The 24,446-nt window shown below is 65.9% G+C and carries 27 protein-coding genes; 12 read left to right on the forward strand and 15 right to left on the reverse strand.

Translation table 11 applies throughout. The features are described 5' to 3' along the window. Positions 1 to 61: 61 nt before the first annotated feature. Positions 62 to 1,534: an inorganic phosphate transporter gene (locus P2G62_RS09800; protein WP_275734711.1), complete on the forward strand. Its 1,473-nt coding sequence runs from the start codon at positions 62 to 64 to the stop codon at positions 1,532 to 1,534. Positions 1,535 to 1,540: 6 nt separating this feature from the next. Here the strand turns inward: P2G62_RS09800 and pncB are convergent, their stop codons facing one another. Next, complete coding sequence (gene pncB / locus P2G62_RS09805) at positions 1,541 to 2,848, reverse strand: nicotinate phosphoribosyltransferase (protein ID WP_275734937.1); 1,308 nt, start codon at positions 2,846 to 2,848, stop codon at positions 1,541 to 1,543. A 14-nt stretch (positions 2,849 to 2,862) separates the two neighbouring features. Further along, positions 2,863 to 3,471 (reverse strand): bifunctional nicotinamidase/pyrazinamidase, encoded by a 609-nt coding sequence (gene pncA / locus P2G62_RS09810; protein WP_275734713.1) that lies wholly within the window; start codon positions 3,469 to 3,471, stop codon positions 2,863 to 2,865. A gap of 94 nt (positions 3,472 to 3,565) precedes the next feature. On the opposite strand from pncA, the gene P2G62_RS09815 reads away from it, so the two are divergent. After that, positions 3,566 to 4,486, forward strand: coding sequence for a rhodanese-related sulfurtransferase (locus tag P2G62_RS09815; RefSeq protein ID WP_275734714.1), 921 nt, complete (start codon positions 3,566 to 3,568; stop codon positions 4,484 to 4,486). On the opposite strand, the gene P2G62_RS09820 is transcribed toward P2G62_RS09815, so the two are convergent. Beyond that, positions 4,468 to 4,626: a hypothetical protein gene (locus tag P2G62_RS09820; RefSeq protein WP_275734715.1), complete on the reverse strand. Its 159-nt coding sequence runs from the start codon at positions 4,624 to 4,626 to the stop codon at positions 4,468 to 4,470. The two genes, P2G62_RS09815 and P2G62_RS09820, sit on opposite strands and share 19 nt — an antisense overlap. 154 nt (positions 4,627 to 4,780) lie before the next feature. Between P2G62_RS09820 and mbfA the strand changes: the two genes are divergently transcribed. The 6 genes from mbfA (at position 4,781) to P2G62_RS09850 (ending at position 9,609) form a co-directional block, all read left to right on the forward strand. Continuing rightward, positions 4,781 to 5,758: an iron exporter MbfA gene (mbfA, locus tag P2G62_RS09825; protein WP_275734716.1), complete on the forward strand. Its 978-nt coding sequence runs from the start codon at positions 4,781 to 4,783 to the stop codon at positions 5,756 to 5,758. Positions 5,759 to 5,872: 114 nt separating this feature from the next. Then, positions 5,873 to 6,790 (forward strand): AEC family transporter, encoded by a 918-nt coding sequence (locus tag P2G62_RS09830; protein WP_275734717.1) that lies wholly within the window; start codon positions 5,873 to 5,875, stop codon positions 6,788 to 6,790. 9 nt (positions 6,791 to 6,799) lie between these two features. Next, complete coding sequence (fghA, locus tag P2G62_RS09835; protein ID WP_275734718.1) at positions 6,800 to 7,630, forward strand: S-formylglutathione hydrolase; 831 nt, start codon at positions 6,800 to 6,802, stop codon at positions 7,628 to 7,630. Continuing rightward, entirely contained in the window at positions 7,621 to 8,082 is a 462-nt protein-coding gene (locus P2G62_RS09840; RefSeq protein ID WP_275734938.1) for a YaiI/YqxD family protein, read from the forward strand. Before fghA ends, P2G62_RS09840 begins: the two co-directional genes overlap by 10 nt. Continuing rightward, on the forward strand, positions 8,075 to 8,692 hold the full coding sequence (locus P2G62_RS09845; RefSeq protein ID WP_275734719.1) for an HAD family phosphatase: 618 nt from the start codon (positions 8,075 to 8,077) through the stop codon (positions 8,690 to 8,692). The genes P2G62_RS09840 and P2G62_RS09845 overlap by 8 nt, the downstream gene beginning before the upstream one ends. After that, positions 8,689 to 9,609 (forward strand): ornithine cyclodeaminase, encoded by a 921-nt coding sequence (locus tag P2G62_RS09850; RefSeq protein WP_275734720.1) that lies wholly within the window; start codon positions 8,689 to 8,691, stop codon positions 9,607 to 9,609. The genes P2G62_RS09845 and P2G62_RS09850 overlap by 4 nt, the downstream gene beginning before the upstream one ends. A 78-nt stretch (positions 9,610 to 9,687) precedes the next feature. On the opposite strand, the gene dxs is transcribed toward P2G62_RS09850, so the two are convergent. The 8 genes from dxs to P2G62_RS09890 all read right to left on the reverse strand — a co-directional run bounded on the left by dxs (position 9,688) and on the right by P2G62_RS09890 (position 17,516). Beyond that, positions 9,688 to 11,598, reverse strand: coding sequence for a 1-deoxy-D-xylulose-5-phosphate synthase (gene dxs / locus P2G62_RS09855; RefSeq protein WP_275734721.1), 1,911 nt, complete (start codon positions 11,596 to 11,598; stop codon positions 9,688 to 9,690). Between the two features lie 21 nt (positions 11,599 to 11,619). Then, complete coding sequence (locus P2G62_RS09860) at positions 11,620 to 12,486, reverse strand: polyprenyl synthetase family protein (protein ID WP_275734722.1); 867 nt, start codon at positions 12,484 to 12,486, stop codon at positions 11,620 to 11,622. After that, entirely contained in the window at positions 12,486 to 12,731 is a 246-nt protein-coding gene (locus P2G62_RS09865) for an exodeoxyribonuclease VII small subunit (protein WP_275734723.1), read from the reverse strand. Before P2G62_RS09865 ends, P2G62_RS09860 begins: the two co-directional genes overlap by 1 nt. Before the next feature lie 349 nt (positions 12,732 to 13,080). After that, on the reverse strand, positions 13,081 to 13,704 hold the full coding sequence (locus P2G62_RS09870; protein ID WP_275734724.1) for a queuosine precursor transporter: 624 nt from the start codon (positions 13,702 to 13,704) through the stop codon (positions 13,081 to 13,083). A gap of 96 nt (positions 13,705 to 13,800) precedes the next feature. Beyond that, positions 13,801 to 14,709, reverse strand: a complete 909-nt coding sequence (locus P2G62_RS09875) for an esterase-like activity of phytase family protein (protein ID WP_275734725.1) — start codon at positions 14,707 to 14,709, stop codon at positions 13,801 to 13,803. Next, positions 14,682 to 15,578 (reverse strand): penicillin-insensitive murein endopeptidase, encoded by an 897-nt coding sequence (gene mepA, locus P2G62_RS09880; RefSeq protein ID WP_275734726.1) that lies wholly within the window; start codon positions 15,576 to 15,578, stop codon positions 14,682 to 14,684. The genes P2G62_RS09875 and mepA overlap by 28 nt, the downstream gene beginning before the upstream one ends. After that, positions 15,575 to 16,924, reverse strand: coding sequence for an MFS transporter (locus P2G62_RS09885; RefSeq protein ID WP_275734727.1), 1,350 nt, complete (start codon positions 16,922 to 16,924; stop codon positions 15,575 to 15,577). The genes mepA and P2G62_RS09885 overlap by 4 nt, the downstream gene beginning before the upstream one ends. Positions 16,925 to 16,988: 64 nt before the next feature. Beyond that, complete coding sequence (locus P2G62_RS09890) at positions 16,989 to 17,516, reverse strand: acyl-CoA thioesterase (protein WP_275734728.1); 528 nt, start codon at positions 17,514 to 17,516, stop codon at positions 16,989 to 16,991. 139 nt (positions 17,517 to 17,655) lie between these two features. Here P2G62_RS09890 and P2G62_RS09895 point away from each other — a divergent pair, with 139 nt between their 5' ends. Together P2G62_RS09895 and recQ are read left to right on the forward strand one after the other, a co-directional pair. Next, on the forward strand, positions 17,656 to 17,949 hold the full coding sequence (locus P2G62_RS09895; protein WP_275734729.1) for a YggT family protein: 294 nt from the start codon (positions 17,656 to 17,658) through the stop codon (positions 17,947 to 17,949). A 3-nt stretch (positions 17,950 to 17,952) separates the two neighbouring features. Beyond that, positions 17,953 to 20,028 (forward strand): DNA helicase RecQ, encoded by a 2,076-nt coding sequence (gene recQ, locus P2G62_RS09900; protein ID WP_275734730.1) that lies wholly within the window; start codon positions 17,953 to 17,955, stop codon positions 20,026 to 20,028. Here the strand turns inward: recQ and P2G62_RS09905 are convergent. Then, entirely contained in the window at positions 20,025 to 20,891 is an 867-nt protein-coding gene (locus P2G62_RS09905; RefSeq protein WP_275734731.1) for a hypothetical protein, read from the reverse strand. The genes recQ and P2G62_RS09905 overlap by 4 nt on opposite strands. Positions 20,892 to 21,009: 118 nt before the next feature. Here P2G62_RS09905 and P2G62_RS09910 point away from each other — a divergent pair, with 118 nt between their 5' ends. Further along, the gene (locus tag P2G62_RS09910) at positions 21,010 to 21,624 is read left to right on the forward strand and encodes an SCO family protein (RefSeq protein ID WP_275734732.1); all 615 of its coding nucleotides are present in this window, start codon (positions 21,010 to 21,012) and stop codon (positions 21,622 to 21,624) included. Further along, entirely contained in the window at positions 21,621 to 22,166 is a 546-nt protein-coding gene (locus P2G62_RS09915) for a TlpA disulfide reductase family protein (RefSeq protein ID WP_275734733.1), read from the forward strand. Before P2G62_RS09910 ends, P2G62_RS09915 begins: the two co-directional genes overlap by 4 nt. A gap of 12 nt (positions 22,167 to 22,178) precedes the next feature. On the opposite strand, the gene P2G62_RS09920 is transcribed toward P2G62_RS09915, so the two are convergent. Genes P2G62_RS09920 through P2G62_RS09930 form a run of 3 tightly spaced genes read right to left on the reverse strand, consistent with a single transcriptional unit; the run spans position 22,179 to position 24,446 of the window. Beyond that, positions 22,179 to 23,072 carry an ABC transporter permease gene (locus tag P2G62_RS09920; protein WP_275734734.1) on the reverse strand — a complete coding sequence of 298 codons (894 nt, stop codon included), beginning with the start codon at positions 23,070 to 23,072 and terminating at the stop codon, positions 22,179 to 22,181. Positions 23,073 to 23,077: 5 nt separating this feature from the next. Then, a complete protein-coding gene (locus P2G62_RS09925) occupies positions 23,078 to 23,581 on the reverse strand; it encodes a nitrous oxide reductase accessory protein NosL (RefSeq protein ID WP_275734735.1) in 504 nt (167 codons plus the stop codon). A gap of 1 nt (position 23,582) precedes the next feature. Beyond that, positions 23,583 to 24,446: an ABC transporter ATP-binding protein gene (locus P2G62_RS09930; protein WP_275734736.1), complete on the reverse strand. Its 864-nt coding sequence runs from the start codon at positions 24,444 to 24,446 to the stop codon at positions 23,583 to 23,585.

The following is a 24,446-nucleotide window of genomic DNA, read 5'->3' on the forward strand; positions in this document are numbered from 1 at the left end:
GTGAGGGCAAACCCGCTAGGCCCGCCGCGATATGTAACAGTTTCGCGATGGAAATGTGACAATGGCAACGCCTCCGGTCAATCAGTGGAAGACGCTCGACAAGGATCTGCGCCGGATCGGGCATCTGGAGGAAGCGACACAGTTCGTCGCGCGCCCGCTGGTGGCCCCCGGGATCGCGCTGGCCTTCATCGTGCTGGTGGGCGTGGCCGCGGGCATCCTGATGGGGTCGCAGCCGGGCAATCTGATCGTGATCGCCGCAGCCGCGATCGGCGCCTATATGGCGCTGAACATCGGGGCCAACGATGTTGCCAACAACATGGGCCCGGCGGTGGGGGCGAATGCGCTGACGCTGGGCGGGGCGCTGATCATCGCGGCGGTGTTCGAAACGGCGGGCGCGCTGGTGGCCGGGGGCGATGTGGTCAAGACCGTCTCGACCGGGATTCTGGCGCCCGATGCGGTGGCCGATTCCACGCATTTCATCTGGGCGATGATGGCCGCGCTGCTGGCGGCGGCGCTGTGGCTCAATCTGGCAACCGCGCTTGGTGCGCCGGTCTCGACGACCCATTCCATCGTCGGCGGCGTCGTGGGCGCGGGCATCGTTGCCGCCGGGTTCGGCGCGGTCAACTGGGGCGCGCTTGGCACGATCGCGGCCAGCTGGGTGATTTCGCCGGTACTGGGCGGGGTGATCGCCGCGGCCTTCCTTGCCTTCATCAAGGCCAAGCTGATCTATGCCGAAGACAAGATCAGCGCCGCGCGCCGCTGGGTGCCGGTGCTGATCGGCATCATGGCGGGGGCATTCGCGGCCTATCTTGCGCTCAAGGGCCTGAAACGGATCGTCCATGTCTCGCTGGGCGAGGCGCTGCTGATCGGCGGCGCCGTGGGGCTTGCGGGCTGGGCCATCGCGATGCCGATGGTGCGCAAACAGTCCGAGGGGCTGGAGAACCGCAAGAAATCCCTGAAAAAGCTGTTCTCGCTGCCGCTGGTGGTATCGGCCGCGCTGCTGTCTTTCGCGCATGGCGCCAATGACGTGGCCAACGCCGTCGGACCGCTGGCCGCCATCGTGCATGCGGTCGAGGACGGCGATGTCACCGCGCAGGTGGGCATCCCGCTGTGGGTGATGGTCGTGGGGGCCCTGGGGATTTCGGTCGGTCTGATCCTGTTCGGGCCGAAGCTGATCCGGCTGGTCGGTTCGGAAATCACCAAGCTCAACCAGATGCGCGCGTTCTGTGTCGCGCTGTCGGCGGCGATCACCGTCATCATCGCCAGCTGGCTGGGCCTGCCGGTCAGTTCGACCCATATCGCGGTCGGCGCGATCTTTGGTGTGGGGTTCTACCGCGAATGGCACGCCGAGCGGCGCGCGCGACTGCTGGGCCTGCAAAAGGGCAAGCCGGTGCCGCCCGAGGAACGCTCACGCCGGTTGCTGGTGCGGCGCTCGCATATGCTGACGGTGGCGGCGGCCTGGGTCATCACCGTGCCCGCCTCGGCCGCGCTGTCCGCGCTGATCTATGTGGTGCTGAACGGTCTGACCGGCTGAGCCGCGTCAGACCAGCACGTCGAAAGACTGCTGCGCGCCGACCTCGAACACCCGTTTGTAGCGTTCGATCTGATCGGCCGGGCCCATCGCCTTTTGCGGGTTGTCCGACAGCTTGACCGTCGGGCGCCCGTTTGCCGCCACCGCCTTGCACACCAGACTGAACGGCGCCAGCCCGTCATCGGGCACCAGCCCGCGAAAATCATTGGTCAGCAGCGTGCCCCAGCCGAAGCTGACCTTGACGCGCCCCGCAAACCGCGCGTGCAGCCGCTGGATTTCCGCCACGTCGAGCCCGTCCGAGAAGATCACCAGCTTTTCGCGCGGATCTTCGCCCCGGGCCCGCCACCAGTCGATCGCGGTTTCCGCCCCCGCCACCGGATCGCCCGAATCGATCCTGATACCCGTCCAGCCCGCCAGCCAGTCGGGGGCATGCTTCAGGAAGCCCCGGGTGCCGTAGGTGTCGGGCAGGATGATGCGAAGGTTGCCCTCGTGCTCCTCCTGCCAATCGGCCAGCACGCGATAGGGCGCCTGGCGCAACTCGGCGTCCGTCTCGGCCAGCGCGGCATAGACCATCGGCAGTTCGTGCGCATTGGTGCCCACCGCCTCGATGTCGCGCCGCATCGCGATCAGGCAGTTCGAGGTGCCGGTGAAGGCCCCGCCCTTCGCAACATCGCCCAGACCTTCCAGCATCGCCTGCACGCACCAGTCCTGCCACAGGAAGCTGTGCCGCCGCCGGGTGCCGAAATCGGCGATTTTCAGGTTGGGCAGGCCACGCAGCGCCTCGATCTTCTCCCAGACGCGGGTCATCGCGCGGGCATATAGCACCTGCAGTTCGAACCGCCCCATGGATTTGAGCACCGCCCGCGAGCGCAGCTCCATCAGGATCGCCAGCGCGGGAATTTCCCACAACATGACCTCGGGCCAGCTGCCTTCGAAGGTCAGCTCGTATTGCCCGTCACGTTTTTCCAGATGATAGGGCGGCAGCTGGAAATTCTCGAACCACGCCATGAAATCGGGGCGGAACATCTGCCGCTTGCCGTAGAAGGTATTGCCGCGCAGCCAGGTGCTTTCGCCCCGTGTCAGCCGCAGCCCGCGCGCGTAATCCAGTTGCTCGCGCAGCTCGGCCTCGTCGATCAGCTCGGCCAGGCGGATGGATTTCGAGCGGTTGATAAGGCTGAAGGTGACCTGCGTGTCGGGCTTGTTGCGAAACACCGACTGGCACATCAGCAGCTTGTAGAAATCGGTGTCGATCAGGGATCGTACGATCGGGTCGATCTGCCATTTGTGGTTATAGACGCGGGTGGCGATATCGACCATCTCGGGGCTCCAGCTCATTGTTCCAGTGCCACGCCAGCCGCGCGCATCGCCGCGCGCGCGGCCTCCAGCGATCCGTCCAGGTCGATCGCCCGGCACGCACCTTCCAGCACCCGCACGTTGAAGCCCAGCTTGGTGGCGTCAATCGCCGACCAGGCAACGCAGAAATCCAGCGCCAGCCCGACAAAGGTCAGATCGGTGATCCCGCGTTCACGCAGATAGCCCGCCAGACCCGTCGGCGTGACATGGTCGTTTTCGAAGAACGCGGAATAGCTGTCGATCTGCGGGCGGAACCCCTTGCGGATCACCAGATCGGCAGGGTCGGTGCTCAGGCCCGGGTGAAACGCCGCGCCCTCGGTGCCCCAGACGCAATGCACCGGCCACAGGGTCTGCGGCCCATAGGGCATGTCAACTTGGGTGAAGGGCGCCGCGCCCTCGTGCATCGCGGCAAAGGACGAATGTTCCTCGGGGTGCCAGTCCTGGGTCAGCACCGTCACCGGGAATTCCTGCATCAGCCGGTTGATCCGCGGGATGATCTCGTCCCCGCCCGCCACCGCCAGCGCACCGCCGGGGCAGAAATCGTTTTGCACATCAATGACAATCAGCGCTTCGGTCACGTCGGTCATGGCACTCCCTTTCGGTCCCCCAATGGGTAGGGCGCGCAGGCCTCGCGGTCAATCGCGCTTGCGGGGCACCGCCCCTTGGGCGTAGGAGAAGCGCATGTTCACCGTTGCCGCCCTCTATCATTTCACCCGTTTCGACGACCCTGCCGCCCTGCGCGCGCCGCTGCTGGCGTTGGCCGAGGAGGCAGGGGTCAAAGGCTCGCTCCTGCTGGCGCGCGAAGGCATCAATGGCACAATCGCCGGCCCGCGTGCAGGCATCGACGCGGTGCTGGCCCATATCCGCGCCCTGCCCGGCTGTGCCGATCTGATCTGGAAGGAGAGCGGTGCCGCCGAAATGCCCTTCGGCCGGATGAAGGTGCGGCTGAAGCGCGAGATCGTCACCATGGGCCAGCCCGACGTGGACCCGCGCGCCGCGGTCGGCCATTACGTCGAACCGGCCGACTGGAACGCGCTGATCTCGGCGCCCGACGTGGTGGTGATCGACACCCGCAATGATTACGAGGTCGAGATCGGCACCTTCAAGGGCGCCATCGACCCGGGCACCCGCAGTTTTCGGGGATTTCCGAAATGGTGGGAAGAGAACGCCGCGCGGTTTCACAACAAGCGCGTGGCGATGTTCTGCACGGGCGGTATCCGCTGTGAAAAATCAACGAATTACCTGCTGAGCCAGGGCGTGGAAGATGTCTATCACCTGCGCGGCGGGATCTTGAAATACCTGGAAGACGTGCCCGAGGAAGACAGCCTGTGGCAGGGTGATTGTTTCGTGTTCGACACGCGCGTCAGCCTGAAGCACGGGCTGAAGCAGGGCGATTACGACAGCTGTCATGCCTGCCGCCGTCCAGTCTCGGCCGAAGACAAACGCAGCCCGAATTTTGAGCAGGGCGTCAGCTGCCCGCGCTGCATCGGCGAATATTCCGAGGCCGACCGCGCCCGGTTTCGCGAACGCGAACACCAGATGCGCCTGGCCGCCGAACGCGGCGCGGCGCATCTGGGTGCGCGTCATTCCTCACAGGACTGAACCAGCGGATTGCACAGCTGCGTCACTTGCCCGTCTTGCCCCGGGAAGGTGATGCGTGGAAGATCGAAGCTGAAGCTGCCGGCCATGGCCGAAGCAGCGGTCAGGCTGACAAATACGAGGCTGAGTGCGATGCGTTTCATGAGTCGTCTCCAAAAGTGAACTGTTTCGTTCATAAGTGAAATGAACAGTTCGGTTCATTTCTGCAAGTGCAAAGTGAACCCATCGGTTCAAAAATATGTGTTGCGGTCGATAATTCCGCAAATAATTTAGAATCATTCCAGGAAAGGAACTGCGATGATCCCCGGTCTTGCATCCCGCCGCCGCTTTTCGGAGCTGAGCGAACAAGAGGTTCTGGCGCTGGCAATCTCGTCCGAAGAAGACGATGCACAGATCTATCGCCTTTATGCCGAACGGCTGCGCGCCGATTACCCGGCCTCGGCGGCGGTGTTCGAGGATATGGCAGCGGAAGAGGATCATCACCGCCAGATGCTGATCGACCGCCACCGTGCGCGGTTCGGCGCGGTGATTCCGCTGATCCGGCGCGAACATGTCGCGGGGTTTTACGCGCGCAAGCCCGTGTGGCTGGCCGAGAATCTGTCGCTCGACACGATCCGCGGCGAGGCCGAAGCGATGGAACGCGAGGCGGGCAAATTCTACAAACTGGCCGCACAACGCACCAGTGACGCCGACACCCGCAAATTGCTGGGCGATCTGGCGGCCGCCGAAATGGGCCATGAGAAAAAGGCCGAACAACTGGTCCAGACCCACCTGACCGAGGACGCCAAGGCCGAAGAGGACCGCGCGGCGCATCGCCAGTTCATCCTGACCTGGGTGCAGCCGGGTCTGGCCGGGCTGATGGACGGCTCGGTCTCGACCCTGGCGCCGATCTTTGCCACCGCCTTCGCCACGCAAGACACCCACACCACCCTTCTGGTGGGTCTGGCGGCGGCCACCGGGGCGGGCATCTCGATGGGCTTCACCGAAGCGGCGCATGACGATGGCGTCATCTCGGGGCGCGGCTCACCGCTCAAGCGCGGCCTCGCGTCTGGGGTGATGACCGCCGTAGGCGGGCTTGGCCACGCGCTGCCCTATCTGATCCCCGATTTCTGGACCGCCACGGTCATTGCGATGATCGTCGTCTTTATCGAGCTGTGGGCGATCGCCTGGATTCAGAACAAGTTCATGGAAACCCCGATCCTGCGTGCGGTGGTGCAGGTGGTGGTGGGTGGCGCGCTGGTCTTTGCGGCGGGCGCCCTGATCGGCGGCGGCTGAGCGCGCCGCGCCCGGCCCTTCTTCTTGGCAAAATACTCCCGCCGGAGGCGGACGCGTGCAATTTCGCGCGCCCGCTCTCTGGCGCGATGCCGCGCAGCATGTTAGCGCTTGCGCATGCTGGCGATTTTCCTCAAGACGCTGCCGTTTTTTGGCCTGATCGGGCTTGGCTGGTTCGCCGGGCGGACGCGGTTTTTCCCGGCCGAAGCCACCGCCTGGCTGACGAAATTCGTCTTCTACTTCGCGCTTTCAGCAATGCTGTTTCGCTTCACCGCCACGCTGGAACTGAGCGAACTGTTCGATCTGCGTTTCGCGCTGGCCTATCTGGCGGGATCTGGGCTGATCTGGCTGCTGGGCTTCGGGGTGGCCCGGATGCGCCGCCTGCCCCTGGCCGAAGCCGCGATGGAGGCCCACACAGGCATGACCGGCAACACCGGATTTCTGGGCGTGCCGATGTTGGTCGTGCTGCTGGGGCCGCAGGCGGTGGGGCCGGTGCTGATGGTGCTGGCGATCGACATGATCGTGTTTTCGTCGCTCATCACCGTTCTGATCACGGCGGCACGGCATGGCCGGGTCGCGCTGGCGCCGCTGGCCTTGGGACTGGTGAAGAACCCGATGATCGTCTCGATGGGTGCGGGTCTGATCTGGGCCGCGCTGCACCTGCCGATGCCCGCGCCACTGCAGGAATTCGTCACACTGCTGGGCGCCGCGGCCACGCCCGGTGCGCTGTTCGCCATCGGTGCCTCACTGGCCGGGCGCAGTGCAGAACGGCTGGGCCCGGCGCTGTGGCTGTCGGCGGCCAAGCTGTTTTTGCATCCGCTGGCGGTCGGCATTGCCGCGCTTATGATCTTCGGGGTCGAACCCTATGCCGCCGGCGTGATGATCGCCGCGGCGGCCTTGCCCGTGGCGGGCAATGTCTACATTCTGGCGGCACATTACGGCGTGGCGCCGCAACGGGTTTCGGCCGCGATCCTGATTTCGACGGCGGCCAGCATTCTTACCATCCCGGCGGTCATCGCCTGGGTCACCGGATAGGGGGTTTTCATGCGTGTTGTATCCGAGAACAAGTGTTTCGGCGGGGTTCAGGGGGTTTATACCCACGCATCCGACGCCACGGGCTGCGACATGACCTTCGGGCTGTTCCTGCCCGCCGAAGCGGAAAGCGCGCCGGTCCCGGTGCTGTGGTATCTGTCGGGCCTGACCTGCACCCATGAGAACGCGATGACCAAGGCGGGTGCGCAACGCTGGGCGGCCGAACACGGCATCGCGCTGGTCTTCCCCGACACTTCGCCGCGCGGGGCCGATGTGGCGGACGATCCGGCCTATGATCTGGGTCAGGGCGCGGGGTTCTATGTGAACGCGACCGAGACGCCCTGGGCCCCGCATTACCGCATGTGGGATTACGTCGCCGAAGAACTGCCCCGCGTGGTCACCGCCGCCTTCGCCGTGGACGAGGAACGCCAGGCGATCACCGGCCATTCGATGGGCGGGCACGGCGCGCTGAGCATGGCGATGCGCCTGCCGGGCCGCTTCCGCTCTGTCTCGGCCTTCGCGCCGATTGCCCAGCCCAGCCAGAGCGACTGGGGCCGCAAGCAGTTGACCGCCTATCTGGGCACGGACGAGGCTGCATGGCTGGCCCATGACAGCGCGCATCTGATGCACGATCTCGGGTTTGAAGGCGAGGTTCTGGTCGATCAGGGCGGCGCGGATCAGTTCCTTGACCTGTTGCGCCCCGAGGCCCTGGCGCATGCGATGGCCGCACGCCGCCAGCCCGGCAGCTTCCGCGTGCAGGCGGGCTATGACCACAGCTATTTCTTCGTGCAAAGCTTCATCCCCGAGCACATCGCCTTCCATGCCGAGGCGCTCTGGCGGTGATCTACGTCGACGCAGATGCCTGCCCGGTGAAGGACGAAGCCGAACGGGTCGCGACCCGGCTGGGCATCAGGATGCTGGTGGTGTCGAACGGCGGGCTGCGGCCCTCGGCCAATCCGCTGGTCGAGATGGTCTATGTCGCCGCAGGCCCCGACGAGGCCGACAAATGGATTGCCGAACGTGCGGGCAAGGGTGATGTCGTCGTCACCGCCGATATCCCGCTGGCCGCGAAATGCGTGGCGGCGGGCGCGCGGGTGCTGAAACATGACGGCGAGGCGCTGACCCCCGCCAATATCGGTAATGTGCTGGCCACCCGCGACCTGATGGCCGATCTGCGCAGCGCCGATCCGTTCCGTCAGGGCGGCGGCAAGGGCTTTACCAAGGCCGACCGATCGCGGTTTCTGGACGCGCTGGACCGGACCGCGCGGGCCGCAGAAAGGGATGCGCATGGTTGAGGCAGTGATTTTCGACATCGGCAATGTGCTGATCGAATGGCAACCCGAACGGCATTACGACACGCTGATGCCGCAGGCCGACCGCGAGGCGATGTTCGCCGAGGTCGACCTGCACGGCATGAACGAGCTGATCGACCGCGGCGCACCGTTCCGCGACACGGTCTATGCCTGGGCCGAACGTCACCCGCGCTGGTCGGCACAGATACGCGCCTGGCATGACGACTGGATCAAGCTGGCCACCCCCGCGATCCCGCACTCGGTGCGGCTGATGAGGGCGCTGCAAGCGCGCGGCATGCCGGTCTTTTCACTGACGAATTTCGGGATCGAAAGCTTCGATTACGCGACGCAATTCTACCCCTTCCTGAAGGATTTCGACCGCCCCTTCATCTCGGGGCACATGGGCGTCACCAAACCCGGCCCGCAGATCTATGAAATGCTGGAACAGGCGACCGGCCTGTCGGGCGCGCAGCTGATCTTTACCGACGACCGCGCCGACAATATCGCCACGGCCCATCTGCGCGGCTGGAAAACCCACCTGTTCGAGGGCCCCGAAGGCTGGGCCGCGCGGCTGGTGGCCGAAGGGCTTTTGACCGAAGCGGAGGCACAATGACCATCGACATCATCGGACCCGAAGCCGAAAGCCTGCTCGACTGGGTCACCCTGACCGAGGCGCTCGAGGCCGGCCACCGCCTGCCCCGCGCCGAACTGGCCGACACGTTCCTGTATCGCGACGGCGACACGCTGCTGACCCGGTCGGCCTGGATTTCCGGGCTGGGAATGGCGATCAAGGCCGCCTCGGTCATGCCCGGCAATGCCGAGCACGGCCTGAGCACGGTGAACGGCGTCGTCAACCTGCTGCACGATCATACCGGCCTGCTGGAGGCGATCGTCGATTTCCATCTGGTGACGAAATGGAAAACCGCGGGCGACAGCCTGCTGGCGGCGCGCAAGCTCGCCCGGCCCGACGCGCGCGAAATCCTGATCTGCGGCGCGGGCAAGGTCGCGACCTCGATGATCATGGCCTATCGCGCGGCCTTCCCGCAGGCGCGCTTCACGATCTGGAACCGCACCGCCCTGACCGCCGAAGCGCTGGCCGCCCGGATGGACGCGCGCGCCGAGGCCGATCTGGAAACCGCCGTGCGCAGCGCCGAGATCATCGCCTGCACGACGATGGCAACCCGGCCCTATCTGCGCGGCGAATGGCTGCAACCGGGTACCCATCTGGACCTGATCGGCGCCTATCGCCCCGACATGCGCGAGGTCGACGACACCGCCCTGACCCGCGCGCGGATCTTCTGCGACAGCCGCGCCACGACGATTGGCCATATCGGCGAATTCAAGGACCCGATTGCGCGCGGCGTGATCGCGGAGTCCGATATCATCGCAGATTACTACGACATCGCCACGGGCCGCTTTGCGCGCCACAGCGATGACGAAATCACGCTGTGCAAGAACGGCGGCGGCGCGCATCTGGATCTGATCTGCGCGCAGTATATCCTGCAAAGCTGGCGTGGCGCCCAGGGCTGAGGTGGTTTTCGAGTATTTTTTCCAAGAAGAAATCCCGCTTCTTCTTGGCTCAAATACTCCCGCCGGAGGCCCCGGCCCTCAGGCGCGCCTGGCGACGGCGATGCCCAGAACTTCCAGCACCTTGGCCTCGATCTGCGGCGCGTTCATCGCGGCGCTGGCATACATGTCTTCGGGGCTGGCGTGGTCGATGAACGTATCGGGCAGCACCATCGAGCGGAACCTGTAGCCGCGATCGAACACGCCCTGCGTGCTCAGAAACTGCGCGACATGGCTGCCGAAGCCACCCACGGCGCCCTCTTCGATGCAGATCAGCGCCTCGTGTTCGGCCACCAGCCGCAAGATCAGATCGGTATCGAGTGGCTTGACGAAGCGCGCATCGGCCACGGTGGGCGCCAGGCCGCGCGCGGCCAGCGCTTCGCGCGCCTTCAGCACCTCGGCCAGTCGGGTGCCGTAGCTCAGGATTGCCACGCGTGCGCCCTCGGCCACGATCCGGCCGCGGCCGATTTCCAGCGGAGTGCCGCGTTCGGGCATCTCGACGCCCATCCCCTCGCCCCGCGGATAGCGGAAGGCCGAGGGCCGGTCATCCAGCGCCGCTGCCGTCGCCACCATATGCACCAGTTCGGCCTCGTCGGCGGCGGCCATCACCACCATGCCGGGCAGGTTGGCCAGGAACCCGATGTCATAGCTGCCCGCATGGGTCGCCCCATCGGCCCCCACCAGACCCGCGCGGTCGATGGCAAACCGCACCGGCAGCCGCTGGATCGCCACGTCATGCACGATCTGGTCATAGCCACGCTGCAGGAAGGTCGAATAGATCGCGCAGAAGGGTTTCATCCCCGCCGCGGCCAGCCCGGCCGAGAAGGTCACGGCGTGTTGTTCTGCGATGCCCACGTCGAAACAGCGGCGCGGGAAGCGTTCGGCAAACAGGTTCAGCCCGGTGCCGTCGGGCATGGCGGCGGTGACACCGACGATCTTCTCATCCCGCTCTGCCTCGGCGATCAGGCTTTCGGCAAAGACCTTGGTATAGCTCGGCGCGTTCGAGGGCGATTTGACCTGCGCGCCGGTCACCACATCGAATTTCGCGGTAGCGTGACCACGGTCGGCGCGGTTTTCAGCCGGGGCATAGCCCTTGCCCTTGCGCGTCAGCGCGTGGATCAGCACCGGCCCCTGCGCGCGCGCCTTCAGCGTGCGCAAGAGCGGCAGCAACTGGTCCAGATCGTGCCCATCCACAGGGCCGACATAGGTGAAGCCCAGCTCCTCGAACAGGGTGCCGCCCACAGCCATGCCCTTGAGCATCTCCTTGGCGCGGCGCGCGCCTTCCTGCAGCGGCTCGGGCAGCAGGCTGACCACGCCCTTGGCGGTGGCCTTCAGATCCTGCAGCGGGCCTTCGGCGTAAAGCCGGGTCAGATAGGCCGACAGCGCGCCCACCGGCGGGGCAATCGACATTTCGTTGTCGTTCAGCACCACAAAGACCCGCTTGCCAAGATGGCCCGCGTGGTTCATCGCCTCGAACGCCATGCCGCCCGACATCGCGCCATCCCCGATCACCGCGATCGCATCGCCGGTTTCCGCGCCCAGCTCGCGCGCCATGGCAAAGCCCACCGCCGCCGAAATCGAGGTCGAGCTGTGCCCTGCACCAAACGGGTCATAGGGGCTTTCCGAGCGTTTGGTGAAGCCCGACAGCCCGCCCTTCATCCGCAGCGTGCGGATGCGGTCGCGGCGCCCGGTCAGGATCTTGTGGGGGTAGCACTGGTGGCCCACGTCCCAGATGATCTTGTCGCGTGGCGCGTCGAATACCGCATGCAGCGCCACGGTCAGTTCGACCACGCCCAGCCCCGCGCCCAGATGGCCGCCGGTCACCGACACCGCCGAGATCGTCTCGGCGCGCAGCTCATCGGCCAGCTTGTGCAACTCGCGGTCGCTTAGCGCTTTCATGTCCGCAGGCAGGCGCACGCGGTCCAGGATCGGAGTCTTCGGGGTCTCGCTCATCGGCTGGCCTCCCGGCCTTGATCAGTTATCGCGCGAGATAACGAAACGCGCCGCTTCCCGCAAGGTTTGCGCCTTCGCGCCATAGGGATCAAGGGCGGCCTCGGCCTCGGCGACCAAGGCGGCGGCCCGGGCCCGGGCGCCCTCCAGCCCCAGCAGCGACACGAAGGTTGCCTTGCCCGCACCGGCATCCTTGCCGACCTGCTTGCCCATCGTGGCCGCGTCCCCCTCGACATCCAGAATGTCATCGGCGATCTGGAAGGCCAGCCCCAGTGCTGCGGCATAGCGCGCCAGCGGCGCGGTATCGGCCCCCGCCAGAATCGCGCCCGCCTGTGCGGCAAAGGAAATCAGCGCGCCGGTCTTGCCCGCCTGCAACCGGGTGATCTCGTCCAGGGTCAGCGGCTGCGCCGCCGTTTCCGCCGCAATATCAAGCGCCTGCCCATACACCATGCCCGCCGCCCCCGAAGCCTGCGCCAGCGCCGCCACCAGGGCCAGCCGCCGCTCGGGCGTGCCCAGAACCGGGTCGCAGCACAGCTCGAACGCCAGCGTCTGCAAGGCATCGCCCGCCAGAACGGCGGTGGCCTCGTCCCATTTCACATGCACCGTGGGCAGGCCGCGGCGCAAATCGTCGTCGTCCATGCAGGGCAGGTCGTCATGCACCAGGCTATAGGCGTGCAGCGCCTCGACCGCCGCGGCGGCCGGCAGCGCCTGCCTATCGCTCAGCCCGTGCAACGCCGCCGATTCGAGCACCAGAAACGCCCGCAGCCGCTTGCCACCCTGTGCGGCATAGCCGATCGCATCGCGCAATGGGCCCGGCGGCAACTCTGCCACGGCCGCATCCAGCGCGGCCTGCACCTTGCGCTGCACGTCGTTCAAACGGGTCGGAAACATCAAAGACCTTCGACCGGAACCGTGCCGGTGGGGACGCCGTCGCCCAGGGTGATCTTCTCGACCCGCTCTTCCGCTTCCTTGAGCAGCTTCGCGCAGCGCTCTTTCAGGGCTGCGCCGCGTTCGTAAAGCGCGATCGACTGATCCAGCGGCACCTCGCCGCGTTCGAGCTGGTTGACCACCTGCTCAAGCGCCTTCATCGCCTCTTCGAAAGACATCGCCGAAATTTCGGGCCGTGCATCGCTCATCGGATATCTCCTGTGCTTGCGCCTCGAAATGCCATGGAACGGGGGGGCAGGTCCAGCCCACAGCGGGGCCGTGGGGAAATATACCGCCGCCTTGGCCCATGTCTGGCCAAATAGAAAGGGCCGCTTGCCTGGCAAACGGCCCCCGAGATCTACGGAGATGGTCCGGTTAGGGTCTGGTCGATCCTGCCGTCCCAGCCAGGGTTATTTGCCCTTGGGTTTGCCCTCAGGCCACGGCCCCCCTAACTGTCCCGACACCTCTCTCCAATATCACTCTAGACACTGGACCACCTCCTTTCATGCGTTGCCGATAAGGATAGGGTGGCACAGATTTGGTATATGGCAAGTTAATTCACGCAATCCGTGGCGAAAGTTTCGTGACAATTGCCTTAAAAGGCAGCAGCGCGACCAAGGAAAGGGCAAGTTTGACAAGCCAGTCAGCCGTGCCCAGCGACACCCAGAGCGGCGCCATCGGCCCCAGACCCAGAAGCGGGACCGCCTCGTTGGCCCAGGACACGTCATTGCCCGGCTCCAGCAGGGTCAGGCCTGCCGAAAATGCCACCGAAAAGAAGATCGCCGTATCCAGCGACGAGCCAACCAGCGTCGAGACGAGCGGCGCCGTCCACCAGCGCTCGGCCCGGCGCAGGCGGTCAAAGACGACGATATCCATCATCTGCGCGGTCAGGAAAGCCGCGCCCGAGCCCAGAGCGATGCGCAGCGTCACCAGCGGACCGAATTCGCCCACGATCTGCGTGCCGATCAGCGAACAGATCACGCCGACGACGAAGCCTGCCGCCACGACACGCCGGGCGGCTGCCGGGCCATAGACGCGGTTCATCACATCCGTGACGAGGAAAGCGAAAGGATAGGTGAAGGCACCCCAGGTGAGCCAGTCGCCCAACAGGAACTGCACCAGGATGTTGGAGGCCACCACAATGGCGGCCATGGCAAGAGTGCCAGGAAGGAAACGTTGCATATTTTCACCGTTTTTACATGGTAGCGGGGACATGGTCCGGTGCGCCCGGACAGGCGCGCCGCTTACGCCCGACACCGCATGCGGTCAAGCAAAACTTCAGCGAAGCAGCCGGTATTCGACGATTTCGGTGCGTTGCAGCAGGCGGAAATTGTCATCCGACACCATCGTCAGCCGGATCGTGCCGGTATCGTCGCGCCAGACGGCCAGCCCTTCAAGGTTGTCATGGCGCGCGGCGAAGGTCTGCAGCAGAACCTCGCCCCCCGAAACGGTGTCGCCCTGAATGTCGAAGACCCGAACCCGGGTCAGAAAGCCAAGCAGGCCCCAGAAATCACGCTCCAGCAGATAGAACCGCCCGTCAGGGCCGAAATCGGCCCCCACCGGCAGCCAGTCGCCATCGCGCGGCAGGCTGAACGGCTGGCTCCAGCCGCCCGCACGATAGCGCCAGACCGGGAACGGCACAGAAAGCCCGCCAGAGCGCTCGGGTAGCGTATAGATCGCACCATCGGGCCCGATGGCCAGCGCCTCGAGCGAGGAATTCGCCTGGAACCTCCTGAAGGCATCGGGGCGGGGCAGGCGTTGGGCGGGCGCATCGTCGCGGTTATAATGCGCCACCCGGTGCAGCCCCTCGAAGGACACATAGACCGAGCCATCGTCGGCCAGCGCCAGACCTTCGGAATCGCCATTGTTGCGCACCAGCGCCCCGCCCTTGCTGTCATGCAACGCGACAGGGCCCGATATGAACTGTGTCCCCACGATCTGTCCCTGCGGGTCACGCTGCAACCGGCCCCGCCACAGCGTTGCCCGATCCGACAGCAGCACGAAATCCTGACCGTTCGCGGCCAGTTCCAGCCCCGAGAACCCGCCAAATGCAGGGTCGTCATCCGTCCAGCGATAGGATTGCAGGAATTCTGCGCGCGGCGCAGGATGCGTGGCCGGACCCGCCAATGCGGCGCCGACCCACGCAAAAACCGCGCCGATCAGCGCGACGCGAGCACGTTTTGGCATTGGCGCGGCAAATCGGACAGGGTGTAGGTCTTGGCGGTCTTCGGCGCGGGCCCGGTCGGCTTGGGGCGCTTGGGCGGGTTGCGCAGCTCTTCCAGATAGGTGGTCACCCACCAGTTCAGCGTTTCGTCACAGCCATCGCCGCCCTTCGACAGTTCGGCCACCGTGGGCTTTTGCACCTCGCACAGGCCCGAGCCGGGCGGGCATTTCAGCCGCACATGGAAATGCGTGTTATGGCCATAAATCGGCCGGATCTTTTGCAGCCACTTGCGGTCATTGCGCGGCGCGGCGTTGCACATCGCGATCTTTGCGGCCGCCGTAATGAAGATCCGGTCAACCCGCGGATCAGAGGCGGCGGCACGCAGCAGCGCCATATGCTGCGGCGTCCAGGCGCGGGTCACGCGGGTCTGATCCTCGGTGCGCACCGAAACCGAGCTGATCTTTTCGCGATCCGACCGGCTCAACCGCAGCGATTTGGGCGGCAGCAGCCAGATGTCGGCATCCAGACCGATCTGATGGCTGGCGTGCCCGCCGGTCATCGGCCCGCCGCGCGGCTGGCTGATGTCCCCGATATAAAGCCCCTTCCAGCCGATCTGCGTGGCCTTGACCGACAGATCCTGCAGGAAGCCGATCATCTCGGGCTGGCCCCAGTTGCGGTTGCGGCTCAGCCGCATCACCTGCCAGGTCGGTCCGTTTTCCGGCATCGCCACCAGCCCGGCCGCACAGCCCCGCGAATAGAAGCCGATCGGCGCGGGCGCCTGCTCCGAGGGCGTCTGCGCCGCGCCGAACAGATGGCGGGCCAATGGCTCGGCCTGCGCGGGCAAAAGGGCGGAAAGGCTCAGAACAAAGGCAAGGGTCAGCGTGCGGATCATGCGGCGCTCTCGTCGGGTCTGGGGGCATTGGACTTGACCCAGCCTAGCAGCACCAGCCCCAGAACGAAAAGCACGATGATGGGAGTGATCCCGATCGACTGATTTCCGCTCAGATGGGTCATCACCCCGATCGACAGGGGCGCGATGAACGCCGTGGCCTTGCCCGACAATGCGTAAAGGCCGAAATGTTCGGTGATCTTCTCGGGGTCGGCCTGGCGCACCAGCATCGTGCGGCTGGCAGATTGCAGCGCACCGCCACCCGCACCGATCAGCCCGCCCATCACATAAAAGGCGATGTCGGGCAGGGTGCTGTCAGGGCCCACGGCGATACCGAACACCGCACTGCGCGAGATGAACACCACACCCACCACCACCGCCGTCAGCAGAACGACGTTGAAGATGATCACCGATTTCGGGCCGAAACGGTCGTCCGCCTTGCCGCCCAGCCAGGCAAACAGCGCCCCGGTGATCGTGCCCAAAATCCCGAAGATCCCGATCTGGGTGATCGACCAGTTCAGCACCCCGGCCGCATAAAGCCCGCCGAAGGTGTAGATGCCGTTCAGCGCGTCGCGATAGAACATCGACGACAGCAGATAGGCGAACAGGCTGCGCTGCCGCGGCAAGGCGCGCAGCGTATGTTTCAGCTCGGGCCAGGCGGCACGCGCGGCGGCAGGCACCGACACCGCGCCGGGGTGGCGCGGCTCGCGCACCCACAGGAAAAACGGCACCATGAACACCGCATACCAGACCGCAGTCAGCGGCCCGACGATCCGGGTATCTTCGCGCGCGGCCAGATCCAGCCCGAACAGCGGCGGCAGGCCGATCATGGTCTTGCCTGTGGTCGGGCTGATCTGCAGGAACCCCAGCATCACGATCAGCGCCAGCATGCCCCCGATATAGCCGAACGCCCAGCCCGAGCCCGATACCTTGCCCATATCCTCGCGCGGGGCCAGGTCGGGCAGCATCGCGTTGGTGAAGGTGGTCGCAAACTCCATCCCGATCATGCCAATCGCGAAAGAGGTCATGATGACCATCAGGCTGTAATCGCCCGGCACCGCATACCACAGCCCCCAGGCGCCACCGATATACATCAGCGAAAACAGCCAGATAAAGGGGATGCGCCGGCCGGCCTTGTCGGCAATCGCCCCCAGGAACGGCGAGGTCAGCGCAATCACCAGCCCCGCCAGACCCACGCCATAGCCCCAGACCGTCTGCGCGGCGGAACCGTCGCCCAGCAGGTCCTTCATGAACGGCGCGAAGATGAAGGTAATCAGCAGGGTGTTGAACGGCTGGCTGGCCCAGTCAAAGAAATACCAGCCCCAGATGCGTTTGCGCGTGGTGATCATTGCGTCCCCCCTGACCCTTGGGCGGATCAAGCCCGAAATCGGGGCGCGGCGCAAGCGTCGGGCGTCAAAACTGCGGCGGCCAGGGGCGTTCGTGATCGGCGGCGATCCAATGCGCCACCCAATCGGGCAATTCGGGGCTGACCGGATCAAAGCCCATCGCCGCCACCACCTGTTCGGGCGGCACGATACCGGCTTTCGAGGTCACCGCGCCACGCAGCAGAATATGGTTGCAGCAGTCGCCGCCACGCCACATCGCCTGCTCCATATAGACGAAGCGCTTGTCCCAGCCGATGCAGCGCGAGCGCATCTCGAAGCGCTGCATCATGGTGATCCGCTTGCGGTAGCGCGTGGTATTGCCCGCCACCACGATGCCCCAGCGATTGCGCATCAGCGCGGCGTTCAGACCGCTGCGCTGCGCCAGCCCGATGCGCCCCAGATCGAACAGCGTCAGCGTGCGCCCGTTGTTCAGATCCTTCCAAGGGTCGATGTCCCAGGGCCAGGCGATATGCTGGCTGACATGGGTCTCCAGAATACCCATAGGGGCCTTGCGGTTCGCGAAAATGGCCTTGGCCATGCGGATAATCGGATACATGCGCTCTCCTTTCCCCCAGCCGTGCCGCAGTGCAGCGGGCGCGTCAATCTCTACGTTGCGGCAAATACCTGCGCTTGCAGCGGTTGCATGCGCCCCGCGCCTGCCTTACCTGTTGGCCAACACCACCCGGAGGTTGCCCATGGTCACGCTGTTTCAGGCGCTCACCCTGATCCTGAATGTCATCTGGTTCATCATGATCGCCCATATCGTCATGAGCTGGCTGATCAATTTTCAGGTTCTGAACCTGCGTCAACCACTGGTCGCGCAGATCTGGTATGGGCTGAACAACCTGCTGGAGCCGGTCTATACCCCGATCCGCCGGTTCCTGCCCAATACGCCCGGGCTCGATCTGGCGCCGCTGGTGGCGTTTATCGTGCTGATCATCCTGCAACGCGCGCTGATCAATAACGCGGGCTTCTTCTACGGCTATTGATCCATGCTCGACCCGGTGACCGACGCCCCCGCGCCCGATCCACAGGCATTGCTGGCGCAGGTCTTCGGGTTTCAGGCCTTTCGCCCCGGTCAGGAAGAAATCGTCCGCGCGGTGATTGCCGGGCGCGACACCCTGGCGATCATGCCCACGGGCGGCGGCAAGTCGCTGTGCTTCCAACTGCCCGCGCTGTGCCTGCCGGGGCTGACGGTCGTGATTTCTCCGCTGATCGCCCTGATGCGCGATCAGGTGCGCGCGCTGCGCGAGGCGGGGGTCGAGGCGGGCGCGCTGACCTCGGGCAATACCGAGGAGGAAACCGAGGCCGTCTTTCAGGCAATCGACGACGGGCGGCTGAAGCTGCTGTATATGGCGCCCGAACGGCTGGCATCGGGGGCGGCCACGGCGCTGTTGCGGCGCGCGGGCGTTGGCCTGATTGCGGTGGACGAGGCCCATTGCGTCAGCCAATGGGGCCATGATTTCCGCCCCGACTACCTGCGCATCGGTGAATTGAAGCGCGCGCTTGGCGTGCCATTGGCGGCCTTCACCGCCACCGCCGATGAAGAAACCCGCGCGGAAATCGTTACCCGGCTGTTTGATGGCGGCACACCCGAAACCTTTCTGCGCGGCTTCGACCGGCCTAATATCCATCTGGCGTTCGAGCCCAAGGACCAGCCGCGCCAGCAGATCCTGGCCTTTGCCGCCGCGCGCAAGGGCCAGTCGGGCATCGTCTATTGCGCCTCGCGCGCAAAGACCGAGGCGCTGGCCCGCGCCCTGTCCGAGGCCGGGCATTTGGCCTGCCATTACCACGGCGGGATGGAGGCCGAGGATCGCCGCATCGTCGAGGCCCGGTTTCAGCGCGAGGACGGGCTGATCGTCGTGGCCACCGTCGCCTTCGGCATGGGCATCGACAAGCCCGATATCCGCTGGGTCGCGCATGCCGATCTGCCGAAATCCATCGAGGGCTATTATCAGGAAATCGGCCGTGCCGGGCGCGATGGCGCGCCTGCCGAAACGCTGACCCTGTTTGGCCCCGAAGACATCCGCCTGCGCCGCACCCAGATCGACGAAGGCCTGGCGCCGCCCGACCGCAAGGCCGCCGATCACGCGCGGCTGAACGCTCTGCTGGGTCTGGCCGAGGCGACCGGCTGCCGCCGCCAGCAATTGCTGGGCTATTTCGGGGAAAAGGCCGAGCCCTGCGGCAATTGCGATCTGTGCGACACCCCGCCGGAACTGTTCGACGCCACCGACGCCGTGCGCAAGGCACTGTCGGCGGCCCTGCGCACCGAGGAAAGTTATGGCGCGGGGCATCTGATCGAAATCCTGCTGGGGGCGGCAAATGACAAGATCCGCGCGCGCGGTCACGACCGGCTGCCCACCTTCGGTGTCGGGCGCGATCTGACGCGGCAGCAATGGCAGGCGGTGTTCCGGCAGATGATGGGGCATGACCTGATCCGCCCCGAAGCCGCACGCCACGGTGCGCTGGTGATGACCGAACGCGCCCGCCCGATCCTGCGCGGCGAAGAACCAATCACGCTGCGCCTTGATCTGATCCGCAAGGCCAAGGCCCGGCCCGTCGTGCGCGCGCTGGTCTCGGACGAAGACGCGCCGCTTCTGTCGGCACTGAAGGCCAAGCGGCGCGCGCTGTCCGAAGCTGCGGGCCTGCCCGCCTATATGATCTTCCCCGACCGCACCCTGATCGAAATGGCCGAGGTGCGCCCCGGCACGCTGGACCAGATGGCGCGGATCACCGGGGTCGGCGCAAAGAAGCTCGACAGCTACGGCGCGGCCTTTCTGGAGGTGATCGCCGGGGCCGGGGCCGCGCAGCCAATGCACCCGGCGCGCAAGGCACTGGCCGGGCGCGAGGCCGGCGATCTGTTCGACCGGCTGGAGGCGGCGCAACTGGAACTGGTGCGCGGCCCCGAGGGGCACGACCGCTACCTGAGCTGCCCGCAAACCACCCTGCGCCGGATTGCCGAGGCAAAACCCCGCACGCTGGCCGATCTGGAACGGATCGGCGGGATGGGCGCGCAAAAGGTCGAACGCTTCGGCGCGGCCTTTCTGGAGGTGATCGCCGAGTTCTAGGCCCGGTCAGAGCGCGCCAGCTGCGCCCGCGGCCAGACCCCGCCCAGGGCGATCAGCGTCAGCACGACGATATTCATCACCACCGCATAGATCAGCCCCGGAATGGCCAGTTGCGGATCGTGCAGCAGGCTGCCCGCCACGAACAGCGTGATCGCGACGTTCTGCAGCGACACCTCGGTCAGGATGGTGCGCACGCCCGCAGGCTCGATCCCCATCGCCCGCCCGACCAGAACCGCCAGCACCGGCCCCGCAACCGCCAGCGCGATAACCGCCAGCCCGACCTCGGCAAAGGCACCCTGCATCGCGCCCCAGTTCTGCACGAAGGTCGCCAGCGCCATCAGCACGAACAGCGCCTTGGCCACCGGGGCCAGAACGCGCGCCAAGCCCGCCATCGCCCGCGGTGCCAGACGCGCCGCGCCCATCCCCGCCAGCATCGGCACGATCGCCACTGCCACCATGCCCAGCGAAATCTTCAGCAACGCGCCGGGCTGTGGCGCGGCCACCCCCGCCAGCGCCAACACCAGCGGCAAGGTCAGCGGCGCCAGCAGGCTCGTCGTCAGGGTCATCGCCACCGACAGGCCGACGCGTCCGCGCATCAGCAGCGTGGCGTAATTCGAGGTGACCCCGCCGGGCGATGCCGCCACCAGCATCAGCCCCGCCATCATCACCGGCGACAGACCGAAGCCGCGCCCGATACCATAGGCCAGAAGCGGCAGACCCACCACCTGCACCAGCAGCCCCGCAGGATAGGCGCGCGATGCGCGCAGCGCGCCGCCCAGAACCCGCCGGCCAAGCCCCAGCCCCAGCGTGAACATCAGCACCATCATCGCCACCGGCAAAAATGCCGCAAGGATCGCCGCCATCGTAACCCCCGTCTGTTTCGCACCTAGATGCGGCTTTCAGCCCGCGGTTTCCCTGATCAAAGTCAAGGCCCCCGCCGCCGCACCCCGCTAGGGTCGCGCAAAACAGACAGGATATGTCATGCTCACCCGACGTTTGCTTCTTCTGGGGTCCGTGCTGGCCCTGCCGCTGTTGCCCGCGACCATGGCCCTGGCCGATCACGCCGATCTGGAGCCCGCAGCCGACGCCCCCGTCGATCCGATGCCGCGCCGTTACATGATGGAAGACCTGTATGGCAATGTGACCACCAACGAGGATCTGCAGGGCAAATTCGTGCTGCTGTATTTCGGCTATACCGGCTGCCCCGACGTCTGCCCGACCTCGCTGTCGACGCTGGCCGATACGCTGGATCTGCTGGGCGATGCCGCCGAACAGGTCACGCCGGTCTTCGTGACTGTCGACCCCGAGCGGGATACCGCCAAGCTGATGCGCGACTATCTGGCGTTTTTCGACGAACGCATCATCGGCCTGCGCGGCCCCAAGATCTATACCGATCACATGGTGAAGGCGTTCAACGCGCGCTATGAAAAGCATGTCCCCGATCCGGCGCAGCCCGATCGTTATGCCATCGACCATACCGCCTCGATCGCGTTCCTTGATCCGCAGGGGGTGCTGATCAAACGCTATCCGCACGGCACCAGCGCCGAGGACATCGCCACCGACATGCGCGCCATCATGGACGCGACGCCGCAGTGAACGGACGGCCATCCCGGCGCGGGTTCCTGCTGGGCGCGGCGGCGCTGGCCCTGCCGATCCGCGTGCGCGCCGAAGCCGCCTTTGCCCCATCCGCCGCCACGCTGGCCCGCCCCGCCGCGCCGATCCGCGACGCGAACGGCCTGCAGATGCGTGACGGCGACGGCAGCCCGCGGCAGATTGACGAATTTGCCGGCAAGATCGTGGTGCTGAGCCTGTGGGGCCCGTGGTGCCTGCCCTGCCGGCGGGAAATGCCGTCGCTTGCCCGGCTGGCCGACCGGCTCGATCCGGGGCGGGCGGTGGTGCTGCCGCTGGCCTTCGACTGGCGGGGCGCGGCGGGGGTGCGGCGCTTCTATCGCGAAACCGCCATCACCAACCTGCCGATTCTGGTAGGCGAGGGCGACAATCTGAAGGCGGTTCTGGGGATCGAGAACCTGCCGACGACGGTCCTTCTGAATGCCACAGGCCAGATGATCGCCCGGGTCGAGGGCGAGGCGCATTGGGACGATGACGCCACGCTGGACTGGATCAGCGGCCTTGGCTAAGCGCCGCGGCGCTCAGACCAGATCACCGCGCGAAAACCGCCAGTATCCCAGGGCCGCCATAGCCAGCCCCAGCACGGTCGGATAGGCCATCGCCCAGGCGACATAGCCCGTCACCCCGAAATGATCGAGGATCACATAAGACGCCGGTCCCAACAGGATCAGCTGCGGGTCGAACAGGATCATCGACGCCGTGCGGAAACTTTGCAGCGGATTGGCCAGCGCAATGCCGATCACGAATTCGGGCACGAAATTCTGCTGGATCAGGATCGACAGCAGCAGCAGGTCCAGAAAGGCTACCAGTGCCAGCCAGATCAGCAGGCTTGCGCCCAGGGCGACCTCGGTCGAGCGGGACACGGCCGAAATCAGAAACCCGATCCCCAGGAAACAGGCGCTGAGCGCCGCGACCAGCCCGGAATACAGCCCGACATGCGCCCAGGGCACTGCGCGCCCCATCGCCACGCCATAGCCCGCCGCCAGTGCCAGCGCCACGCCGATCGGCGCCAGCACCAGCATCAACCGCGCCAGAAACCGGCCCCAATACCAGACCCGCAACGACACCGGGAAGGCCAGCATGTATTCCAGATTGCCCGCCTCGCGGTCGCCGACCATGGATCGCGCTGTGGTCACCACGATGAACAGCGGCAAAACCGCCATCATAATCTGGATATAGGTCACCAGCAGGCGCGACAGGCCAGTGAAGCCCAGCACACGGCTTTCGGAAATTCCGGTCACGATCAGCAGAAGCATCAGCCCGATCGCGACCACCGAATAGAAATGGAACCAGCGCGAGCGCAGCGATTCCGACAGCTCCAGCCGCAGCATCAGGCCAAGCCCCGTGCGGGCGGGCGCGACAGGGCGGGCGACCTGCGCCGGGGCGGTATCGCGCGTCACGGGGTCAGAGGTCATCGCGTTCATCCTTGCTGTCCTTCCGTCTCATCGCCCGGGTGGCACCGCCATGTCAAACCGCGCGCCAGAACCGCCACCCGCATCGCGGCAAAGTCAATGGTGTCAGACGCCGGATAGGCCACCGCCGCAAAGCCGTAATCCATCGGCGAAACCACCCCGGCGCGGTAATAGGCCTTGCGCGCATCAAGCCAGGCATCGCCCTTCATCCCGCTGTCGTAATCCATCACCCAGAATTCGACATCGGCGGCGTCTTTCCAGCCCTGTTCTTCCAGCCAATGCACCGCATCGCCGATGTCGTCGAATTTCACCAGCCTGCGGTCGGGGCCGCCGCGCACCTCGGCGGCGAAGTTCGGTTCGGAAATGATCATGCCGCAGATCTCGCAGGTCTCGCGGCCCCAGCGGATCGGCTCGGGGCCCTCGGTCTGCGGCTTGCAGGCGGCCAGCAGCGGCGCGGCGGCCAGCAGCGCGATCATCTGGCGGCGGTTCGGGCCATGGCAGCGGCGGCACATCTCAGTTCACCCTTTCCGGCGTCTGATCCAGCGAAAGGCTTTCGATCAGGCTGCCATAGCGGGCCAGCAGGCCCAGAAAACGGAACGTCTCGGCGGCGGGGACGGGGCCGGTGAACCGGGTGCCGGCGCCGTTGGCCGCGAACCCCCAAGCGGCCAGCGCCAACGCGAACGGGGCATGCGGCGCGTTCAGCACGATTTCGGCGCGGCGGAATTCGCCCGCCTTCAGTCGGTCCATCACCGCATCGTCCAGCACGACACGGCCACGGTCCATCTCGATCACGCGGTTGACCAGCGGCGCCACCTCTTCCAACCGGTGACTGGCGATCAGCATCGAGGCATCGCGCCGTTCCGCCAATAGGTCGATGAACACCGCCCGCGCCGCCGGATCGAGGTTGGCCGACGGCTCGTCAAAGATCATCAGATCGGCATTGCGCCCCAGGGCGACGGTCACCAGGATCTTCTGCTTCTGCCCGCCCGACAGGCGGTAGAACGGGCGCTTGCGCACCTCGTCCAGATCAATCCCCATCCGCTCGGCGATCTGGCCCATCAGCGCGCGGTCGGCCCCCGCGCCCTTTTCGGCAAAACTCAGCAATTCGCCCACCGGCATGCGCAGCGGCGGCGGCAGTTGCGGCACGAAGGCGATCCGCGACAGCGCCGTCGCATCGCGCCGCCCGCTTGCGGCACCGTCAAACCCCACCCGCCCTTCGTGGCGGTAATGGCCCAGCAGGCAACGAAACAGCGTCGTCTTGCCCGCCCCGTTCGACCCGATCAGCGCGATCCGGTCGCCCGCCGCGATCGACAGCGTCAATTCGTCCAGCACCGCGCGGCGGTCGAAGCGTTTGGTCAGGCGCTCGATGGTAATCAT

Source organism: Paenirhodobacter sp. CAU 1674, assembly GCF_029222945.1.
Classification (GTDB): domain Bacteria; phylum Pseudomonadota; class Alphaproteobacteria; order Rhodobacterales; family Rhodobacteraceae; genus Rhodobacter.

Excerpts from the sequence above, each read along its gene's own strand:
- P2G62_RS09800 (WP_275734711.1), top strand. The coding sequence starts at position 62 with ATGGCAACGCCTCCGGTCAATCAGTGGAAGACGCTCGACAAGGATCTG.
- pncB (WP_275734937.1), bottom strand. The coding sequence starts at position 2,848 with ATGGTCGATATCGCCACCCGCGTCTATAACCACAAATGGCAGATCGAC.
- pncA (WP_275734713.1), bottom strand. The coding sequence starts at position 3,471 with ATGACCGACGTGACCGAAGCGCTGATTGTCATTGATGTGCAAAACGAT.
- P2G62_RS09815 (WP_275734714.1), top strand. The coding sequence starts at position 3,566 with ATGTTCACCGTTGCCGCCCTCTATCATTTCACCCGTTTCGACGACCCT.
- P2G62_RS09820 (WP_275734715.1), bottom strand. The coding sequence starts at position 4,626 with ATGAAACGCATCGCACTCAGCCTCGTATTTGTCAGCCTGACCGCTGCT.
- mbfA (WP_275734716.1), top strand. The coding sequence starts at position 4,781 with ATGATCCCCGGTCTTGCATCCCGCCGCCGCTTTTCGGAGCTGAGCGAA.
- P2G62_RS09830 (WP_275734717.1), top strand. The coding sequence starts at position 5,873 with ATGCTGGCGATTTTCCTCAAGACGCTGCCGTTTTTTGGCCTGATCGGG.
- fghA (WP_275734718.1), top strand. The coding sequence starts at position 6,800 with ATGCGTGTTGTATCCGAGAACAAGTGTTTCGGCGGGGTTCAGGGGGTT.
- P2G62_RS09845 (WP_275734719.1), top strand. The coding sequence starts at position 8,075 with ATGGTTGAGGCAGTGATTTTCGACATCGGCAATGTGCTGATCGAATGG.
- P2G62_RS09850 (WP_275734720.1), top strand. The coding sequence starts at position 8,689 with ATGACCATCGACATCATCGGACCCGAAGCCGAAAGCCTGCTCGACTGG.
- dxs (WP_275734721.1), bottom strand. The coding sequence starts at position 11,598 with ATGAGCGAGACCCCGAAGACTCCGATCCTGGACCGCGTGCGCCTGCCT.
- P2G62_RS09860 (WP_275734722.1), bottom strand. The coding sequence starts at position 12,486 with ATGTTTCCGACCCGTTTGAACGACGTGCAGCGCAAGGTGCAGGCCGCG.
- P2G62_RS09865 (WP_275734723.1), bottom strand. The coding sequence starts at position 12,731 with ATGAGCGATGCACGGCCCGAAATTTCGGCGATGTCTTTCGAAGAGGCG.
- P2G62_RS09870 (WP_275734724.1), bottom strand. The coding sequence starts at position 13,704 with ATGCAACGTTTCCTTCCTGGCACTCTTGCCATGGCCGCCATTGTGGTG.
- P2G62_RS09875 (WP_275734725.1), bottom strand. The coding sequence starts at position 14,709 with ATGCCAAAACGTGCTCGCGTCGCGCTGATCGGCGCGGTTTTTGCGTGG.
- mepA (WP_275734726.1), bottom strand. The coding sequence starts at position 15,578 with ATGATCCGCACGCTGACCCTTGCCTTTGTTCTGAGCCTTTCCGCCCTT.
- P2G62_RS09885 (WP_275734727.1), bottom strand. The coding sequence starts at position 16,924 with ATGATCACCACGCGCAAACGCATCTGGGGCTGGTATTTCTTTGACTGG.
- P2G62_RS09890 (WP_275734728.1), bottom strand. The coding sequence starts at position 17,516 with ATGTATCCGATTATCCGCATGGCCAAGGCCATTTTCGCGAACCGCAAG.
- P2G62_RS09895 (WP_275734729.1), top strand. The coding sequence starts at position 17,656 with ATGGTCACGCTGTTTCAGGCGCTCACCCTGATCCTGAATGTCATCTGG.
- recQ (WP_275734730.1), top strand. The coding sequence starts at position 17,953 with ATGCTCGACCCGGTGACCGACGCCCCCGCGCCCGATCCACAGGCATTG.
- P2G62_RS09905 (WP_275734731.1), bottom strand. The coding sequence starts at position 20,891 with ATGGCGGCGATCCTTGCGGCATTTTTGCCGGTGGCGATGATGGTGCTG.
- P2G62_RS09910 (WP_275734732.1), top strand. The coding sequence starts at position 21,010 with ATGCTCACCCGACGTTTGCTTCTTCTGGGGTCCGTGCTGGCCCTGCCG.
- P2G62_RS09920 (WP_275734734.1), bottom strand. The coding sequence starts at position 23,072 with ATGACCTCTGACCCCGTGACGCGCGATACCGCCCCGGCGCAGGTCGCC.
- P2G62_RS09925 (WP_275734735.1), bottom strand. The coding sequence starts at position 23,581 with ATGTGCCGCCGCTGCCATGGCCCGAACCGCCGCCAGATGATCGCGCTG.
- P2G62_RS09930 (WP_275734736.1), bottom strand. The coding sequence starts at position 24,446 with ATGATTACCATCGAGCGCCTGACCAAACGCTTCGACCGCCGCGCGGTG.